The sequence below is a fragment of the Deltaproteobacteria bacterium genome, assembly GCA_009929795.1.
Taxonomy (GTDB): domain Bacteria; phylum Desulfobacterota; class Desulfovibrionia; order Desulfovibrionales; family Desulfomicrobiaceae; genus RZZR01.
On the sequence record RZZR01000003.1, the window covers coordinates 20,788 to 36,789 of the forward strand.

The 16,002-nt window shown below is 57.9% G+C and carries 14 protein-coding genes and 1 pseudogene; 4 read left to right on the plus strand and 11 right to left on the minus strand.

What is annotated here, in order from left to right; all coding sequences use genetic code 11:
- Nucleotides 1-93: 93 nt before the first annotated feature.
- On the minus strand, nucleotides 94-657 hold the full coding sequence (gene rfbC / locus EOM25_00735; protein NCC23713.1) for a dTDP-4-dehydrorhamnose 3,5-epimerase: 564 nt from the start codon (nucleotides 655-657) through the stop codon (nucleotides 94-96).
- 452 nt (nucleotides 658-1,109) lie between these two features.
- On the opposite strand from rfbC, the gene msrB reads away from it, so the two are divergent.
- The gene (gene msrB, locus EOM25_00740; GenBank protein ID NCC23714.1) at nucleotides 1,110-1,511 is read left to right on the plus strand and encodes a peptide-methionine (R)-S-oxide reductase; all 402 of its coding nucleotides are present in this window, start codon (nucleotides 1,110-1,112) and stop codon (nucleotides 1,509-1,511) included.
- Here the strand turns inward: msrB and EOM25_00745 are convergent.
- From EOM25_00745 to EOM25_00785, 9 genes and pseudogenes are all read right to left on the minus strand, one after another.
- The gene (locus EOM25_00745; GenBank protein ID NCC23715.1) at nucleotides 1,506-4,352 is read right to left on the minus strand and encodes a CoB--CoM heterodisulfide reductase iron-sulfur subunit A family protein; all 2,847 of its coding nucleotides are present in this window, start codon (nucleotides 4,350-4,352) and stop codon (nucleotides 1,506-1,508) included. The two genes, msrB and EOM25_00745, sit on opposite strands and share 6 nt — an antisense overlap.
- Nucleotides 4,353-4,394: 42 nt before the next feature.
- Nucleotides 4,395-4,577: an FAD-dependent oxidoreductase gene (locus tag EOM25_00750; GenBank protein NCC23716.1), complete on the minus strand. Its 183-nt coding sequence runs from the start codon at nucleotides 4,575-4,577 to the stop codon at nucleotides 4,395-4,397.
- Nucleotides 4,574-5,422, minus strand: a complete 849-nt coding sequence (locus EOM25_00755) for a disulfide reductase (GenBank protein ID NCC23717.1) — start codon at nucleotides 5,420-5,422, stop codon at nucleotides 4,574-4,576. The genes EOM25_00750 and EOM25_00755 overlap by 4 nt, the downstream gene beginning before the upstream one ends.
- Before the next feature lie 3 nt (nucleotides 5,423-5,425).
- Nucleotides 5,426-7,150 carry a 4Fe-4S dicluster domain-containing protein gene (locus tag EOM25_00760; protein ID NCC23718.1) on the minus strand — a complete coding sequence of 575 codons (1,725 nt, stop codon included), beginning with the start codon at nucleotides 7,148-7,150 and terminating at the stop codon, nucleotides 5,426-5,428.
- A 16-nt stretch (nucleotides 7,151-7,166) separates the two neighbouring features.
- Nucleotides 7,167-8,009 (minus strand): heterodisulfide reductase subunit F, encoded by an 843-nt coding sequence (locus EOM25_00765; protein NCC23719.1) that lies wholly within the window; start codon nucleotides 8,007-8,009, stop codon nucleotides 7,167-7,169.
- Nucleotides 8,002-9,033 carry a 4Fe-4S ferredoxin gene (locus EOM25_00770; protein NCC23720.1) on the minus strand — a complete coding sequence of 344 codons (1,032 nt, stop codon included), beginning with the start codon at nucleotides 9,031-9,033 and terminating at the stop codon, nucleotides 8,002-8,004. The genes EOM25_00765 and EOM25_00770 overlap by 8 nt, the downstream gene beginning before the upstream one ends.
- A 100-nt stretch (nucleotides 9,034-9,133) precedes the next feature.
- A pseudogene (locus EOM25_00775) lies at nucleotides 9,134-10,024 on the minus strand (4Fe-4S ferredoxin).
- The gene (locus EOM25_00780) at nucleotides 10,021-10,461 is read right to left on the minus strand and encodes a hydrogenase iron-sulfur subunit (GenBank protein NCC23721.1); all 441 of its coding nucleotides are present in this window, start codon (nucleotides 10,459-10,461) and stop codon (nucleotides 10,021-10,023) included. The pseudogene EOM25_00775 and the gene EOM25_00780 overlap by 4 nt, the downstream one beginning before the upstream one ends.
- Before the next feature lie 110 nt (nucleotides 10,462-10,571).
- Nucleotides 10,572-12,467, minus strand: coding sequence for a long-chain fatty acid--CoA ligase (locus tag EOM25_00785; GenBank protein ID NCC23722.1), 1,896 nt, complete (start codon nucleotides 12,465-12,467; stop codon nucleotides 10,572-10,574).
- Nucleotides 12,468-12,661: 194 nt separating this feature from the next.
- On the opposite strand from EOM25_00785, the gene EOM25_00790 reads away from it, so the two are divergent.
- From EOM25_00790 to rnc, 3 genes are all read left to right on the plus strand, one after another.
- On the plus strand, nucleotides 12,662-13,117 hold the full coding sequence (locus tag EOM25_00790) for an NfeD family protein (GenBank protein ID NCC23723.1): 456 nt from the start codon (nucleotides 12,662-12,664) through the stop codon (nucleotides 13,115-13,117).
- Between the two features lie 37 nt (nucleotides 13,118-13,154).
- Nucleotides 13,155-14,141 (plus strand): paraslipin, encoded by a 987-nt coding sequence (locus tag EOM25_00795; GenBank protein NCC23724.1) that lies wholly within the window; start codon nucleotides 13,155-13,157, stop codon nucleotides 14,139-14,141.
- A 130-nt stretch (nucleotides 14,142-14,271) separates the two neighbouring features.
- On the plus strand, nucleotides 14,272-14,946 hold the full coding sequence (rnc, locus tag EOM25_00800) for a ribonuclease III (protein NCC23725.1): 675 nt from the start codon (nucleotides 14,272-14,274) through the stop codon (nucleotides 14,944-14,946).
- 84 nt (nucleotides 14,947-15,030) lie between these two features.
- On the opposite strand, the gene EOM25_00805 is transcribed toward rnc, so the two are convergent.
- Nucleotides 15,031-15,939 carry a flagellin gene (locus EOM25_00805; GenBank protein NCC23726.1) on the minus strand — a complete coding sequence of 303 codons (909 nt, stop codon included), beginning with the start codon at nucleotides 15,937-15,939 and terminating at the stop codon, nucleotides 15,031-15,033.
- Nucleotides 15,940-16,002: the final 63 nt, after the last annotated feature.

The window sequence follows — 16,002 nt, forward strand, 5'->3', positions numbered from 1 at the left end:
AGAGCAAATGAAATATTTCACGAGTAAAAATCAAACAAAAAAATAATTATTCCAAAAGAATAGTTGACAACATGGCAGCTTGCGGCCTTAGATCTACTCATTCGGAGCATAGTCGAACGGACTTTGAAATCCTTTCCAGCCGGGGAGTCTCGAATCCTTTTCAGACAGGAGGGGACGTGTCACCGGCCAATCAACGGCAAGGTCGGGATCGTTCCAAATGAGACCGGCATCATGCTCCGGGGCATAGGGGTTGTCGACCTTGTAGAGAAATTCAGCTTCCCTGGTCAGCGTCAGATAGGCATGGGCGAACCCCCGGGGCACAAACAGCTGGAGCTTGTTTTCGGCCGACAGTTCCACCGAATACCAGCGCCCGAAAGATGGCGAACCGCGCCGAAGGTCGACGACCACGTCCAGTACCGTGCCCCGAACCACCCGGACGAGTTTGGCCTGGGCGAAGGGTGGCAGCTGGAAGTGGAATCCTCTGAGAACTCCCGCCTCTTCGGATCGGGCATGGTTGTCTTGAACGAATTCGCAGTCGAGGCTCTGGGCCATAAAAACCGCACGGCTGTAGGTTTCCATGAAAAAACCCCGGGAATCGGAAAATACCCTGGGTTTGAGAATCATGAGTCCCGGCAGGGACGTGGTAATGAATTTCATGACTTCCAGTTGAAACATTGGATTATTTGGAGAGCCGTCCGAAGAAAAAAGCCAGAAAGGCCGTCACTCCGAGAGTCCAAAGGAAGAACTCGTTGTCGAGAACCGTCTGGAAATTTGACAAAAACCTGTCCCATGTCTCGTAAATCATGCTCAATCCTTGAATATCGAAAAAAATGTGTGGCGATGGCCGAAAAACGTCCGCATCACGGGCCCGTCTACATCAAGGGAGCAAAGGCTGCAAACACTTTCTTAAAGCCTGTTGAGAACCTCTCTGGACAAGCTCACAAACGGTCCTAAAAAGAACTATGACACTTCGAAAAATCAAGCCTCCAATTTGGCGAACTGGATTCTGGCTCGTCTTCACCGTCCTGACCATCGGCGCCCATCTCTTGTCGGCCCTTCCGGTCGGTGGCGGATTAGTGTCCACAAGAACCTTCAGCAAGGATACGAAAATGACCGACAACAAGCCCGACATCAAAGCCCAGAAACGAACACTGACCCCAGAACAATTCCGAATCACCCAGGAGAAGGGTACTGAGCGCCCGTTTACCGGCACCTATTGGAACCACCATGAAGATGGAATCTATGACTGCGTCGTCTGCGGTAACAGTCTCTTCCAATCCGTGGACAAATTCGATTCCGGGACGGGCTGGCCGAGCTTCATCGCTCCGGTAGCCCCGGATGCCATTCGAACCCTTCCGGACACATCCCATTTCATGGACCGCACCGAGGTGCTCTGCGGGTCTTGCGACGCCCATCTAGGCCATATCTTCGACGATGGCCCAGGGCCCACGGGCCTGCGGTACTGCATCAACTCAGGTGCCTTGCTGTTTCGACCTTCCCAAGACCTATGACCGGCCCAAGAAACCCGGTCGCACATCCTCGGGCCAACCCACCATGGCCTCGATCATGGACATGATCTGGACTGTTTCGGATCCCTGCAGCCTTATAGCCCCGGATCGACAGGAGGCCACGCACAGTCCGCATCCCTTGCACAGGGTCGGCTGGATGGAGGCTCTTCCGGTCGTTTCGTTCCAGGCAGGGGCCGAGTAGGGGCAGACAATCACGCAGACCCCGCAGGCCACGCAGTATCGGGGGTCAACAATGGCTACGGCCCCGGGGACGGATATCCTGTCCCGAGCCAGGAGGGTCACGGCTCGAGCCGCAGCAGCCTGGGCCTGGGCAATGGACTCATCGATGGGCTTGGGACCGTGGGCCATGCCGCAGACGAAAACGCCTTCCGTGGCGAAATCGACGGGCCGAAGCTTGACATGGGCCTCAGCGAAAAAACCGTCCTCGTCCTGGCTGATCTTGTACAACCGGGTCAGTCGATTGTCCTTTTCGGCCACGATGGCCGTTGCCAGAACAAGCATTTCCGGGCGGATGGACATCTTTCGGCGAAGCACGCAGTCCGAAAACCCGACCTCCAGACCTTCGTTGTCCACTTCCACGGTCAACCCCTTGTCGTAGCAATAGCGTATGAACCGGATCCCGGCCGTCCGGGCCTTCTGGTACAAATCCTCCTGAAAAGCGTAAGGCCTCATGTCCCGGTACAGGACGAAGATGTTCATATCTGGATTGAGTTCCCGCATCTTCATGGCGCTCTTGATGGTCTGGGTGCAGCAAAGCTTGGAGCAATATGGTCGCTCCGGAATCCTTGATCCTACACATTGAACGAGAACCACGCTTCGCAACCGGGCCAGCTCCTCGGGAACGTCGATGAACTTTCTCTGCAACTCGAGTCTGGTGAGCACTCTCGGGCTTCGGCCATACCCCATCAGGTCAGGCTTCAATTCCGAAGCCCCGCTGGCGACAATGGTCACCCCGTGCTCCACGACCACCTCATCACCCTGACAACCTCGAACCGTGGACCGAAAATTGCCGACAAACCCCTCGGCCTCGACCACCTCCGATTCCATGTGAATTAAAATCAGCGGATCGCTTCTGACCGCGTCGATCAGACCCTGGAGATAGGCCTGCACGTCCTCGCCCCGCCAGGTACGCTGAATGAACCAAGCATTGCCTCCCAAATGGGAGGTCCGCTCGACGATATGAACAGGAAAGCCCTGGGCCGAGAGGCTCCTGCCTGCCTCCATCCCGGCAACTCCCCCTCCCACTACTAGAACTGCCTTGCCCACTTCGAGCTCGGGATCCCTGAGGGGAACGGACAGGGCTACCTTGGCCACAGCCATCCGTAACAGATCCTTGGACTTGTTCGTGGCCGCTTCAGGCATCTCTCTATGGACCCAGGAGCACTGATTCCGGATGTTTGCCATCTCGAAGAGATATTTATTGATCCCGGCCTTGATCAGGGTCTCCTGAAAAAGGGCCTCGTGGGTCTTGGGCGTGCAGGCTGCCACGACCACCCTGTTCAACCCCTGCTCCCGGATGACAGCGGTGATCTTTTCCTGGGTGTCCTGAGAGCAGCTGAACAGGTTCACCTCCACGTGGACCACACCAGGAAGGCTTCGGGCAAAGACCTCCAGTTCTTGCATCCTGACTACGCCGGCGATGTTGGTTCCACAACAGCAGAGGAACACCCCGATCCGGACCGGGTCTTTGGAGGTGTCCAGTTCCATCGGAACCGGCCTGGTTTTGGTTAGGGTCCACCTGGCAGGACCGAGCAGCTTTCCGGCCAGGCCCGCAGCCGCGCTTGAATCTATGACCGAAGTCGGGATGTCCTTAGGCGCTTGGACCGCCCCGCAGACGTAGATCCCGGGCCGGGATGTCTCGACCGGAGAGAAGCTTCCTGTGTCCACAAATCGATAGCTGTTCAGCCGAACTCCGAGGGCCTCGGTCAGGGCCAAGCCTCTGCCGGAAACGGCCAGTCCGGCCGAAAGCACGACCATATCGAAGGATTCCTCGACGATTGCCCCCGTGTCGTCCACATACCGGACGGCGTGGCAACCGTTTTGATCCAGGACACCCACGGTTGAAATTTTTGATTTAACAAACCGCACGCCGGCCTCGTCCCTGGCCCGGTTGAAATACCGCTCGAAATTCTTTCCGTTGGTTCTGATGTCAATATAAAAGATTGCCGTGTCCAAAAACCCCTTGCTGTGCCCCTTGGCCAACATGGCCTCCTTGACCGCAGCCGTGCAGCAGACCGAGGAACAATAGCCTTGGGCACCCTTGTGCAGATCCCGGGATCCGACGCATTGCAGCCAAGCGATCTTTTTGGGCTCCCGACCGTCTGAAGGCCGCAGGAGATGCCCTCCGGTGGGTCCCGAAGACGAGAGAAGGCGCTCGAACTCCATATTGGTGACGATGTTTGGAGAATTGAGATACCCGTAGGTGTCCACGGCCCCGGGGTCGAAAGCCTCGGAACCCGTGGCCAGGATCACGGCCCCGACCTGAAGGGTGCGCTCCCGGACCGTGTCGGTGAAATCGATGGCCTGGTTCGGGCAAACTTTGGCGCAGGCGCCACATTTACCCTTTTGCAGGTAAATGCAGTGTTCGGGATCGATGGCATATTTCAGGGGCACGGCCTGCGCGTATTTGAGATAGATCGCCTTTCGTTTTTTGAGGCCCTGGTCGTACTCGTCATCGACCTTCTTCGGGCATTTTTCTGCGCATAGGCCGCAGGCGATGCACTTAGACGTATCCACGTAACGTGGATGGATTCTCAGACGAACCTCGAAACTTCCGGCCTCGCCCGTGACCGACGTGACCTCGGACAGAGTCAAAAGTTCGATATTGATATGCCGGCCGACCTCGACCAGTTTGGGCGAGATGATTCACATGGCGCAGTCGTTGGTCGGAAAGGTCTTGTCCAACTGAGACATCATCCCTCCGATCGAGCTGGTCCTTTCCGATAGGTACACTTGGTACCCGGAGTCAGCCAAATCAAGGGCTGCCTGCATACCGGCCACACCTCCCCCGATCACCAAAACGGATCCGATGCACGTCTCGGCACTCATATTCCCTCCTCGCTTGTCGTAGTATCCAAAATCCTCGACGCCAATTCGCTCCCCATCCCAAGGGCCGCCGGGTCCAGGCCCATGGCCAAGCCCAGCAGTTGCGGATAGAGGATCGGCTCCACATCCGTGGCCCTTGCGGCAAACTGCGCTTGGCAAAACGGACAGGCCGTGCACAAATACCGGGCACCGGCGGATCTTGCGCTTTCGATCTTGCGGTTCATGATCGTCGTGGACAGTTCATTGTCGACGGCTCGCAGGGGCGCACCACAACACTCGAGTCGAAGGTCCCACTCGACGCTTCGAGCCCCGGTCTGGGCGATAAGATCCTCAAAAATTGTCGGTTTATACGGGTCGTCAAAATTGGTGACATCGCTCGGCCTCAAGGCGTGACATCCGTAGTGAGGGGCCAGTGGCAGGCCTTTGAAAAGCCGAACGACCTTGGTTTCGAGTGCCTGAAGGCCCACGTCGTGACGTAGAACGCTCAAGACGTGACGGATTTTGACCTCCTGCCCCAGACCGAGCCCGACTCTGCCAAGATGGCGCGCTATCTCCGCCCTGGCCTCGGGCTCCTCCCGAAGAAACTGGCGAGCCTTTTTCAAGGTTCCGAAACAACACGCGCACAAGACCAGCAAATCCAGTCCGGCCTGTTCGGCCAAGGCCAGATTCCTGACCGCCGAAACCAAGAAGGACAGCCGATCAATGTTGCGCATTGGATATCCACAACACCCGAAGGCCGAAATGTCCAGCAGGTCCACCCCCAAGGATTGAAGCACCGCCCTGGTCGAAGTCTCGTACTGAGGAACCAGGGCCGGGGCCGTGCAGCCGATAAAAAAGGCGAATCGCATGATTCAGACCTCCCGCCTGGACAGTCCGATTTCAGCCACGGCCGTGTGCTTTAGTCGGTAGAAAAGGTCTACGATCCTGACCTGCTGGGGACAATATTCCTGACATTTATAGCAGGTCAGGCACTTCCAGATCATCTTGCTCCCCAAAGCCATCTCGGTCAGACCAAGCCCTAGGCAGCACATGATCTGGTGGGGAAGAAGCCCCAGCTCCTTCTCCGGATTCTCGTAACTCATGACCACCGGGCAGAGCGTCGTGCAGGTCTGGCAGCTGAAACAATAGGAAAAGGTCTTGTTCCTAGACAATTGGGCCGCCAGTTTGTTTTCCTGATCCACAAGAGGAATGGGGCCTGCCGGATTCCGGAAACCTCCCCGGATGAGGTTGAAGGCGGCTTTGGAGTCAACTTCGAAATCCCTACACGCGTTCATGACGGAGCGGGCGAAGAAAAACGGAGACAGCGCGAAAGGCTCCGGACCATGCTCCCTGACCAGCACGTTTCGAGCCTCAAGCCAGATGGACTTCAGATCGATACCGGAAGGACAGAGTGCCGTGCACCTTCCGCAGCTCGAACAGACCGACACTCCCTGGCGAAGGGCTTCCCGCTCCTGCCTGGTCAGGCCAAGGCCCAAAAGCGTCCTCCTCAGGGCCTGAACCTTTTCGCCAGGAAGCACGAGGTCATTGTCCAAGGTCCAGGACGCGGCCATGGCCGAGCAGTTGGCACTGCACTCCCCGCAATGGGTGCAGGCATCCAACTCCAAAACCCGCCTGGTCATAAAATTCTCGGCAGTTGCGGTTCCCAGTCCCGACACCCTGCGGACGATGAGGCTGAGCGGCGTGGCCAAAATGTGAAACATCTTGGTGAAGGGCAACGAGGCCAGCCCAAACAGAGTCAAGAGCACGTGAACCCACCAGAGCATATCCACGGCCCGAAAATGGTTCCACTCCAGGGCCAGGGGGGAAAAACCCCGAGCCAAGGCGAAACTTACAGGAGCCCATCGGCTCGGAGCATGGCAAAATGCACAGGCCTCTTCGTTCACCTCTCGGCCCTTGTCCAACACCTCTGGATCGAAGGGACGCCCAACCCGGTGGGAAACCAGTCCGCACTCGGCCGCCCAAAAGGACTCCAGAGCCGGAACGTCGTCAGGGTCGACGGACGAGTAGTCACTGACCATCCGGTCAAACTCGTCCATTGAGGTCATCTTCATGGCCTGCAGGCCGAAGCCCGAACAGACGATACCGCCGACCAAGGCCAGGGCGATCCAGTCCCTGGCCGAAGACAAAACATGCTTTCTGATCCGTCGGACCACGGCCACGGCCACTCCGGACAGGACCAGGGCGCCAGCCGCATCGCGGAGAAAGAACCAGGGGTTCAGGCTCGATTGGTAGTCGGAAAAAAGTTCCTCGGTCACCATCCCATCCAGGGCGTGGAAAAGGACCAAATAGAGAACTCCCCAGAAGATGGCACCGTGCATGATCCAGCGCTGGAGACTTCGCTTCCGGGTCCGCTCGAGCAGGAAGACGTCCAGAACCGTGGCCAGGCCGAGATCACGAAATCCCCGCCCCCGGGATAGGCAGCGCCAGGTACCGGACAGGGCCGCACCTGTCCTGCGCCAGACCGAAGCCCCTCCGGTCTCCCCTTCCAAACACCGCGAGAACCAGCCGTAGACCCGATACAGAATTCCCAGGATGCAGACCGCAACAGACAACCAGAGCAGGACATCGTAGACCATCGGTGCTCCTTGCCTCTCAATAGTCCGGGGGGAGCCGATCCAGCTCGGCCTTGGTGAAAACCGGACCGTCCTTGCACACGTAGTAGGGTCCGACGTTGCAGCGCCCGCAAATCCCAATCCCGCATTTCATCCGGTTTTCAAGGCTGAGAAAGATTCGGTCCGCGGTCCAGCCCAGCGAATCGAACACCGGCTGGGTGAAGCGGATCATGACCGGAGGGCCGCAGACCAGAGCAATGGAGTTGTCCGGACTCGGGGCCACCTGACCGACCACGTTCGGGACGAACCCGACCAGACCGTCCCATCCCTCCGCCTCGCGATCCACGGTGACGTGACAATGGACATCGTCCCCGAAACGTGCCCATCGATCGAGTTCCCGACGATAGAGAAGCATGCCGGGAGTCCTGGCCCCATAGATGAAATCGATCCGACCGTAGTCCTTCCGGTGTTCCGGCGAGAGAAGCCAGTTCATAGTCGCCCGCAAGGTGGTGACCGCGAATCCCCCGGCCACGATGACCACGTTGCGCCCCCGATTTTCCTCCAATGGATAGGGCCTGCCCAAGGGGCCCCGGACCCCCATCACGTCACCGGCCTGCATATTGTGCAGGGCCGTGGTTACCCTTCCAGTCCTGTTAACCGTGAACAAAAGATTCCGCCCCTCTGTGGGGCTGGACGCAATGCCAATGGGAATCTCCCCGTGACCGGCCAGGCTCAGTTCGGCGAACTGACCGGGCATGTAGTTGAATTCCGGGGCGTCGTCCGGGTCGAGACGCTCGAGCCAATAGGAACGTAGCTGTCTGTCCTCGGTTTCCACGGCGACGTCGACGATCCGCGCCGGGGTAGGCACGTACGGGTTACTCACGAACGCCCTCCGCCTCATTCATCCGGGCCACAATCTCCCGGACGTCGATGTTTACCGGACAGAGCCGTGTGCACCGCCCGCAGCCCACGCAGCCCATCATACCATTTCTGCGCATGGGGATATACTTGAACTTGTGCATGAATCGCTGTCGGAACCGATCGGTCTTGGTTGCCCGGGGATTGTGACCCGAGGCGTGCTGGGTGAAAAGCCTGCTCATGCAGGTGTCCCAGTTTCTGACCCTTTGCCCCGAGGCTCCAGACACCTCGTCCTGGATGTCAAAACAGTGACAAGTGGGACAAAAAAAGGTGCACGCTCCGCAGTTCAGACAGGTGAAGGCCGCCTCTTCCCAAAATTTCCGGTGAAACAGATCGAGAACTTCGGCCTCGGCAATATGGTCCGTATAAACGGCCACGGCCGCTGCCGCCTCGGCCTGCCTGCGGCGCCGACCGGCCCGCACCGAATCTCCCCGCTTGGGTGAGGGAAGGCCTTTGACCAATGTCTCGCCTGCCTCGGACAAAACCCTGACCACATAGCCCTCGCCCACATCCACAAACAGGAGATCAAACCCTTCCTCGTGGTGAGGCCCACACTGCATGGCCATGCAGAAACTGGACGGGCAGGGCTCGTTGCAGGCTAGGCCGACCAGAATCGAATTCTGCCGCTTGGCCTGCCAGTAGACATCCGGGCAGGCGGGATCCTGAAGAAAGATGGCATCCAAAAGAACCAGGGACCGAGCCTCGCAGGGCCTGACGTTCAGAATGACCAGCCGTTCGGAATCGAAAGGCACGGGCCGCATGACCATGCCCTCGGGAGATCTCGGTTCATTCAGAAACCTCATCATACACTCGGTCTGGGGAAAAAACAGCGACTTGAGTGGCGTGACCGTGTTGACGAATTCTCGGATCATGTGTCCGAAATGCTGCACCGGCCCCCAGTCAGGTCCTGCGCTGGTCTCCACCGGGGCCAGAACCGGCATTCGTTCCAGAACCCCCTGGGCCCATTCTTCCAGGCGATCTTTGGTCACGTATCTGTTTTTCCTCGCCACCGACACCTCACGTATTGAAGATCAGGAAATCTTGAGAATCTTCGGACTTGAAGGACATCAGCGGCTGACGGTCCACAGGGTCCAGCCCGGGCTCATGGCCGTAGAGAAATCGGACGTCCTTTTCCAGCTTAGCGGTCAGTCTCCGCACCTTCACTCCCACCGGACAGGCCGACTCACATGCACCGCAATCCGTGCAACGTCCGGCACAATGCAGTGCCCGCAAAAGATGAAACGTCTGGACATCGGCCTCGTCCTGTCCCTTGCCGCACCATTGGGGCCTGCTTTCGTCGACGAAGCATACCGGACAATAGCACAGGGGGCAGGCGTCCCGGCAGGCATAGCACCGGACGCAAGACGCAAAGGTCGAGACAAAGGATCGCCATCGGTCGGAGGCCTCCAAGGATTCCCAAGGCGCGGCGACCATGTCCAGATTCCCGCCACCGGTCTCGTCCACCGGGGAAGCGGCCAGAAAGTCGTGAATCACCGGATTGCGATGCATGCAGGTCATGCAATTGTCGCGGCGCATGTGGGCTCGAACAAGGCGCTCCTCGAAATCCATCCCCCGAACCGTGATCTCCCCTTCCCCGTCGTCGACGACCTCAAGGATTGTCCGGCCTCCGACCTTGGCCTGGATTTTCCGTCGATCCAGCATTCCCAGGCATGGAACCCCCAGAAACACCACCCTGTCCCGCTCGATCTGCCTCTCCTGAATCAGCCCGACGATGTTGCGACTCACGCAACCCTGGGCGACGATGCCGATCCGGCCTTTGAAACCCGACAGATACGTGGCCGGGTTGCCGACACAGAACCCGGACCAGATCAGTTCGCCGACCTGGGACGAATCCCGGATCAAAATGGGCCTGTCCCGCATGGGCACCGTGCCCCGGGCGTGACCGAGCACGGCATCGACCCGTCCCTCGTCCAGAATTGCGGCAGCGAATTCTCGAATGGCCAGGGTTCTCTCCGTCAGCATGGCCCGGCCCCTTCTTCGATCTTTTTGACCAGCCTCGTGTTCGGCCCCAGCCCTCTGACGGTCTCCACCACCTCCGTGGCCGTCCGTCGAAAGGCCTCGGCCTCGGCCGAAGAGATCCAGGAGAAAAGAACTCTTCCCGGCTCCAGTCCCACATACTCCAGAAGATTCTTCAGCAGGGCGAAACGACGCCTGGCATGGAGGTTGCCTGAGATGTAGTGGCAGTCTCCAGGATGGCAGCCCGAAATCCAGACCCCGTCGGCTCCCCGGCGAAAGGCCTGAAGAACGTAGCGGGCATCGAGTCCTCCCGTGCAAGGAAGTCGGACGACCCGAAAATTAGGTGGATACTGCATTCGGCCTACACCGGCCAGATCGGCCGCGCCGTAGGTGCACCAGTTACAAAAAAAAGCGACGATCCTCGGCTCGAACTGCTCCACCAAGTTCTCCATGACCAAAGGTTTCGGATCGATCCTCGATACCTTTCTATACATCCCAACTCAAAAAAAATGCCCGGCTCGCGAAACTTGCGCTGCGCCCCTGACCGTTTCTACTGAAACAACCGGGTTATGATTTCCTTGTATTTTCGCTCAATGACATGACGCTTTTTCTTCAAGGTGTTGGTCAATTCCTCGCCAAGTTGGAACTCCCGGTCAAGAAAAGAAATCCGATGCAGTTTCTCGTAAGGCTTGAATCCTTTCCTGGTATCGAGCAATTTGTTCATCTCCTTGCGAATGCCTTCGAGTATGCTCGAATCGCTCAAAAAATCTTCTGTTTCCTGAGAGATGCGTTGGTATTTGCGCCTCAAGTACTCGCGCAGTTCCTCCATGTTCGGCACGATGAGGGCCCCCAGCCCCTTCTGGTCTTGGCCGACCAGCACGGCATCGTTCACAAAAGGAAACATGGAGATGGTCGCCTCGATCCGACTGGGATCCACATTTTCTCCGCTGGTCAGGACGATGATCTCCTTGGATCGTCCGGTGATCACCAATTCTCCTGTGACGGTCAGCATCCCGAGATCTCCGGTCCGGAAAAACCCGTCGGCCGTAAAGGCCTTTCGATTCTCCTCATCGGCCATGTAATACCCGCCGAAGACCTGCCCCCCCCGGACCTGGATCTCGCCCTCATGCCCTGGGGGAAGAGGCTGATCTCCATCGTCTGCGATCCTCAGTTCCGTTTCCGGCACCGGAGGCCCGAGGGTTCCGAAAACAGGACAATTCCAACCTCTGCCGGCGATGCCCGGCGAACATTCGGTCATGCCATAGGCATTGACGATTCTGATGCCCAGGGCATCGATCCATTCGTCGAGATAGGCCGGCAGACTTCCCCCTCCGCTGATGGCCATTCTCAGACGGCCTCCGAATCGCTCCTGAACAGCAGACAATTTTTTCCGAGCAAGGCAGTACGGCAGGGCCAATGCCGCCATGGCCCAAAAAGCTCTGGCCCTGTCGATCGCCACCCTGAACCGCCCCGGCCTCACAAATACCGGCAGTTCATTGCGGACTATACGCCGATTTCTGCGGTAGGCCTTGGAGGTCCAGACCAAGGCAGCAAAAATCCGCTCGGGCCAAACCCCCTTCTTCCGCACGGCCGCCTGGATTCGGTTGTACAGGGACTCCCAGAGCCTGGGGACACTGGCCACCAGGGTCGGCTTGTACTCGGCCAAATCAGCGGCAAAGGTTTTGATCGAGGAGTAGACGATTTCGCTCCCCCGAGCGACCGAAAGGTACTCGGCGGTCCGCTCGAAAATGTGCCAAGTCGGGAGGACCGAGAGCCATCGGTCCTTTTCGGTCAGCCCGATCAGCCCCGGCAGGTTGACGATGTTGTGGTGGATGTTGGCATGGGTCAGAACAACCCCCTTGGGGACCCCGGTGGTTCCCGAGGTGTAGATGATGGTCATCGGATCCTCGGGCAGAATGTTTCGGGCCGCATCAAGAAATTCGTCTCGATCCTGGGCGGTGAAGGTGCGCTCTCCAAGAATATCGGCATAGGAAAAAACGCGGTCGAACCAGCTCCCCCGACCTTCACCGGCGATGACTAATGTGGTCATCACGCCTTTGATGCCTTTGATCGTCTCTTCGTGACAGCCTAAAAGCTCCGCTGTTTCGAAGATCAGATGTGAACATCCGGAGTGCTCGAGAATGAACCGCAACTCCTGAGATGGTGCATCGCTGCCTCTGGGCACGCTGATGGCCCCCAGGGACTGAAGGGCCATGTCGGTCACGATCCATGCGTAACGGTTGTCCGAAAGGAGAAGAACCCGCTCCCCCTTCTGAATTTTCTTCTTGGCGAAAGCTCTGGACAGGAGCAGGACGTCCTCAAGGAACTTTTCGTAGGTCACCTCAAACTCCTGCTCTCCGGCCCTGTACCGGAAAGCCGGGCGATCCTTGAAACGTTGGCACGCCTCAACAAAGACCCCGATGACCGTTTTCCTCTCGAACTCCATCCCATCCCCCGGTTTGCCCGACCTGTTGATCAAGCCTCGAACCTCAGACACCATCTCTGCGCCTCTACAGGGACTCGGCCTTCCGGGCAAGCGGAACATGCCTCAATGCGATGGCCTTGCCCTGGAAGTGTTTTTCGGGCATTCTCATCAGCACAGGACAGTCCCACTTCTAAACGGCATTTGGAGTCACGATCATGGCCGCCTACCTCGTGTGGTTTATCATCGGCTTGGTGTTCATCGTTCTGGAAATCACCATGCCCAATTTCGTATTCATCTTCTTCGGAGTCGGAGCCTGGGCAGCTTCGGCCGTCGCCTTTTCGGACACCCTCGGCCTCGAGTTTCAGATCGTGACATTCATCCTGGCTTCAGTCCTTGGGCTCGTTTCTCTCCGACGCCTGGGTCTGAAGGCCTTCACCGGCCGAGCGAAGGACACGGAGGATGACGGACTGGATGCCAGTCCCGTGGGGAGCAAATGCCTGGTCACCAAGCCGATCGCCCCGGACATGCCCGGATCCGTCAAATTCAGGGGTTCCTTCTGGCGAGCCGTGGCCCAAGAGTCCATCGAAGCCGGAGCCATGGTCGTGGTTGAAAAAATAGAATCCAACCAAGAAGGGACCGTCTACCACGTCCGGCCCGTGACTAGAGGCTGAACCCCCGATTCTTAACCAAATATCACAGGAGATACCCATGCTTGCTCAGTTGTTCGCCAGCGACTCCCTCGTCGTGGTCCTTCTTTTGGCCGGTCTGGTCATTTTCGTTCTCTACCGGTACACTGTCGTTGTCCCCCAACGTTCCGAATTCATTGTCGAACGTCTCGGAAAATATCGAACCACATTGGGGGCCGGTTTTCATATCCTTTTTCCCTTTCTCGATCGAGTAAGCTATAAACGCTCCCTGAAAGAGGAGGTCCTGGACGTGGTTTCCCAGACATGCATCACCAGGGACAACGTCACGGTTGAAGTCGATGGTGTCATTTATTTGCAAATAGTCGACAGCAAACTCTCCGCCTATGGCATCGAGGACTACAAGCTGGCCGCAAACCAACTGGCCCAGACATCCCTTCGTTCGGCCATCGGCAAGATCGACCTGGACAAAACATTCGAGGAACGGGAAAGCATCAACATGGCCGTTGTCGATGCCGTGGACGAAGCCGCCCAGACCTGGGGGGTCAAGGTGCTCCGCTACGAAATCAAGGATATCACCCCGCCCCAAAGCGTCATGGACGCCATGGAACAACAGATGAAGGCCGAGCGGGAAAAACGGGCCGAGATCGCCCGCTCAGAAGGTGACAAGCAGGCCCGCATCAACCGGGCCGAAGGCCTTCGCCAGGAGGCCATTGCCATATCCGAAGGCGAAAAGCAGAAACGAATCAACGAGGCCGAGGGAAGGGCCCGCGAAATCGAACTCGTGGCCCAGGCCACGGCGCGGAGCATCGCACTGGTTGCTCAGGCCATGACCAGGGACAACGGCATGGGCGCGGCCAATCTCCGCGTCGCCGAACAATATCTGAATGAATTCGGAAAACTGGCTAAAGAAGGAAACTCCCTGATCATCCCCTCGAATCTGTCGGATGTGGCCTCCATGGTCGCTTCGGTCACCCGGGTCATCGGACACGAGGGGTCCGTGTCAGGTTCGGGCCAGAATATGGATTTTTCCCTGGCCGAAGAACGCTGAGCACTGCCGGGGCCTCTCAAAAATCTGACATCTCGGGGCCGGTGAAAACCGGCCCTTTTCCGTTTGCAACCCGAAAGAGCGAGTGTGACGTGTGGTGAATGCCAAGAATGACCCGATTTCAGATCTTGAAATGAAGCTCGGCTATAAATTCGGCGACCAGTCCCTGGTGCTCCAGGCCTTGACCCACAGCTCGTATGCCAACGAGCAAGGCATGGAAAGCAACGAACGGATGGAATTCCTAGGAGACGCGGTCCTGGAGTTGGCCGTTTCGGTGAAGATATATGACCTCTTCTCGGATATGCGGGAGGGGGACATGACCAGACTCAGGGCATCCCTGGTCAATGAAAAGGCCTTGGCCGAACGGGCCAGATCCATGAATCTCGGACGACACGTCCTGCTCGGGAAGGGCGAGGAATTACAGGGGGGGAAGGACAGAGACTCCATCTTGAGCGACGCCCTGGAGGCTCTGCTCGGGGGGATATACCTCGACGCCGGATTCGACCGGGCCATGGATTGCATCGACCGGATTCTAGGCCCGATCTGGCCGACATCCCCAGATCTGGATCGTCCCAAAGACGACAAGTCCCGATTACAGGAACTTACCCAGTCCCTGCACAAGGCAAAGCCGACGTATATCCTCAAGGAAACCATGGGGCCGGACCATTGTGCGAGCTATCTGGTCGAGGTCCGTCTGCCGGATGGATCCTTTGCCGAGGCTCGGTCCTCGACGGTTCGCAAAGCCGAGCAACTGGCAGCCCGCAAGGCAATTCACAAGCTGCTGAACCAAGGCGATCAAAGGCCTTGACCTTGCCCGCCATGGGGGCCAATCCCCCATGGCGGACCATGTCTTAGCCACAGCCACTCACGGAATGACTGTCACCTCTATCAACTACCCGCCCTGAATGAGCTGCATGGCCATCCTGGGCAGCGAGTTGGCCTGTGAAAGCATGGCCACGGCGGCCTGGGTCAGAATCTGATTCCGGACGAACTCGGTCATTTCTGCAGCGACATCCACGTCGGAGATCCGGGATTCAGCGGCCTGGAGATTCTCGGCCTGGATGCTCAGATTGGTGATGGTGTTGGCCAACCTGTTCTGCATGGCACCGAGATTGGCGCGGATATTGTCCTTAGAAGTGATGGCTGCGTTTAGGGCATCCAGCGCGTTCTGGGCCAGGGCCTGTGTGGAGATGGAACGACCGGCGTTTTCAGCGAGGGTAGTACCTCCTCGGGCGCCAAAACCGACTCCCAACGCCGAAGCCGTGGCCGCGCCGATTCGGATGTAATAGTAGTCTTCAGCGCTGTCGTTGCCTGCTCCGAAATGGATCTTCAAATCACCACTCGACTGCAATCCCGTACCTTCATGCGCGCCCGATAATGTTCCGTCCAAGAGCTTGATGCCGTTGAAATCAGTAGCCATGGCGATTCGGGTGATTTCCGAGGCCATGGCTTGGTACTCGGAGTCGATGATCAGTCGCTGGGCCGACGTGTAGGTGCCCGTGGCCGCCTGGGTCGCCAGCTCCTTCATCCGGATGAGTTTCTCATCAATGACCCCCAAGGCCCCGTCGGCCGTCTGGATCATCGAGATGGCATCGTTGGCGTTTCTGATGCCCTGGTTCATTGAAGCGATGTCCGCCCGCATGAGCTCGCGGATCGCCAATCCGGCGGCATCGTCGGCCGCCGTGCCGATCCGGAGCCCCGAAGACAGTCGCCTGGTTGACACACCCAGACTGTTGTACGCATTGGACAGATTCCGGGTGGCATTCATTGCCATGAGATTATGGTTGATGACTAAAGACATGGTGAAACCTCCTTAGGCTTTTTCAGAATTATGCAATCAAGGGGCCAAAAAATTATATATATT

Bases quoted from the DNA above. Each gene is read 5' to 3' on its own strand.
- rfbC (NCC23713.1), bottom strand. From the start codon at position 657: ATGAAATTCATTACCACGTCCCTGCCGGGACTCATGATTCTCAAACCC.
- msrB (NCC23714.1), top strand. From the start codon at position 1,110: ATGACCGACAACAAGCCCGACATCAAAGCCCAGAAACGAACACTGACC.
- EOM25_00750 (NCC23716.1), bottom strand. From the start codon at position 4,577: ATGAGTGCCGAGACGTGCATCGGATCCGTTTTGGTGATCGGGGGAGGT.
- EOM25_00755 (NCC23717.1), bottom strand. From the start codon at position 5,422: ATGCGATTCGCCTTTTTTATCGGCTGCACGGCCCCGGCCCTGGTTCCT.
- EOM25_00760 (NCC23718.1), bottom strand. From the start codon at position 7,150: ATGGTCTACGATGTCCTGCTCTGGTTGTCTGTTGCGGTCTGCATCCTG.
- EOM25_00785 (NCC23722.1), bottom strand. From the start codon at position 12,467: ATGGAGTTCGAGAGGAAAACGGTCATCGGGGTCTTTGTTGAGGCGTGC.
- EOM25_00790 (NCC23723.1), top strand. From the start codon at position 12,662: ATGGCCGCCTACCTCGTGTGGTTTATCATCGGCTTGGTGTTCATCGTT.
- EOM25_00795 (NCC23724.1), top strand. From the start codon at position 13,155: ATGCTTGCTCAGTTGTTCGCCAGCGACTCCCTCGTCGTGGTCCTTCTT.
- rnc (NCC23725.1), top strand. From the start codon at position 14,272: ATGAAGCTCGGCTATAAATTCGGCGACCAGTCCCTGGTGCTCCAGGCC.
- EOM25_00805 (NCC23726.1), bottom strand. From the start codon at position 15,939: ATGTCTTTAGTCATCAACCATAATCTCATGGCAATGAATGCCACCCGG.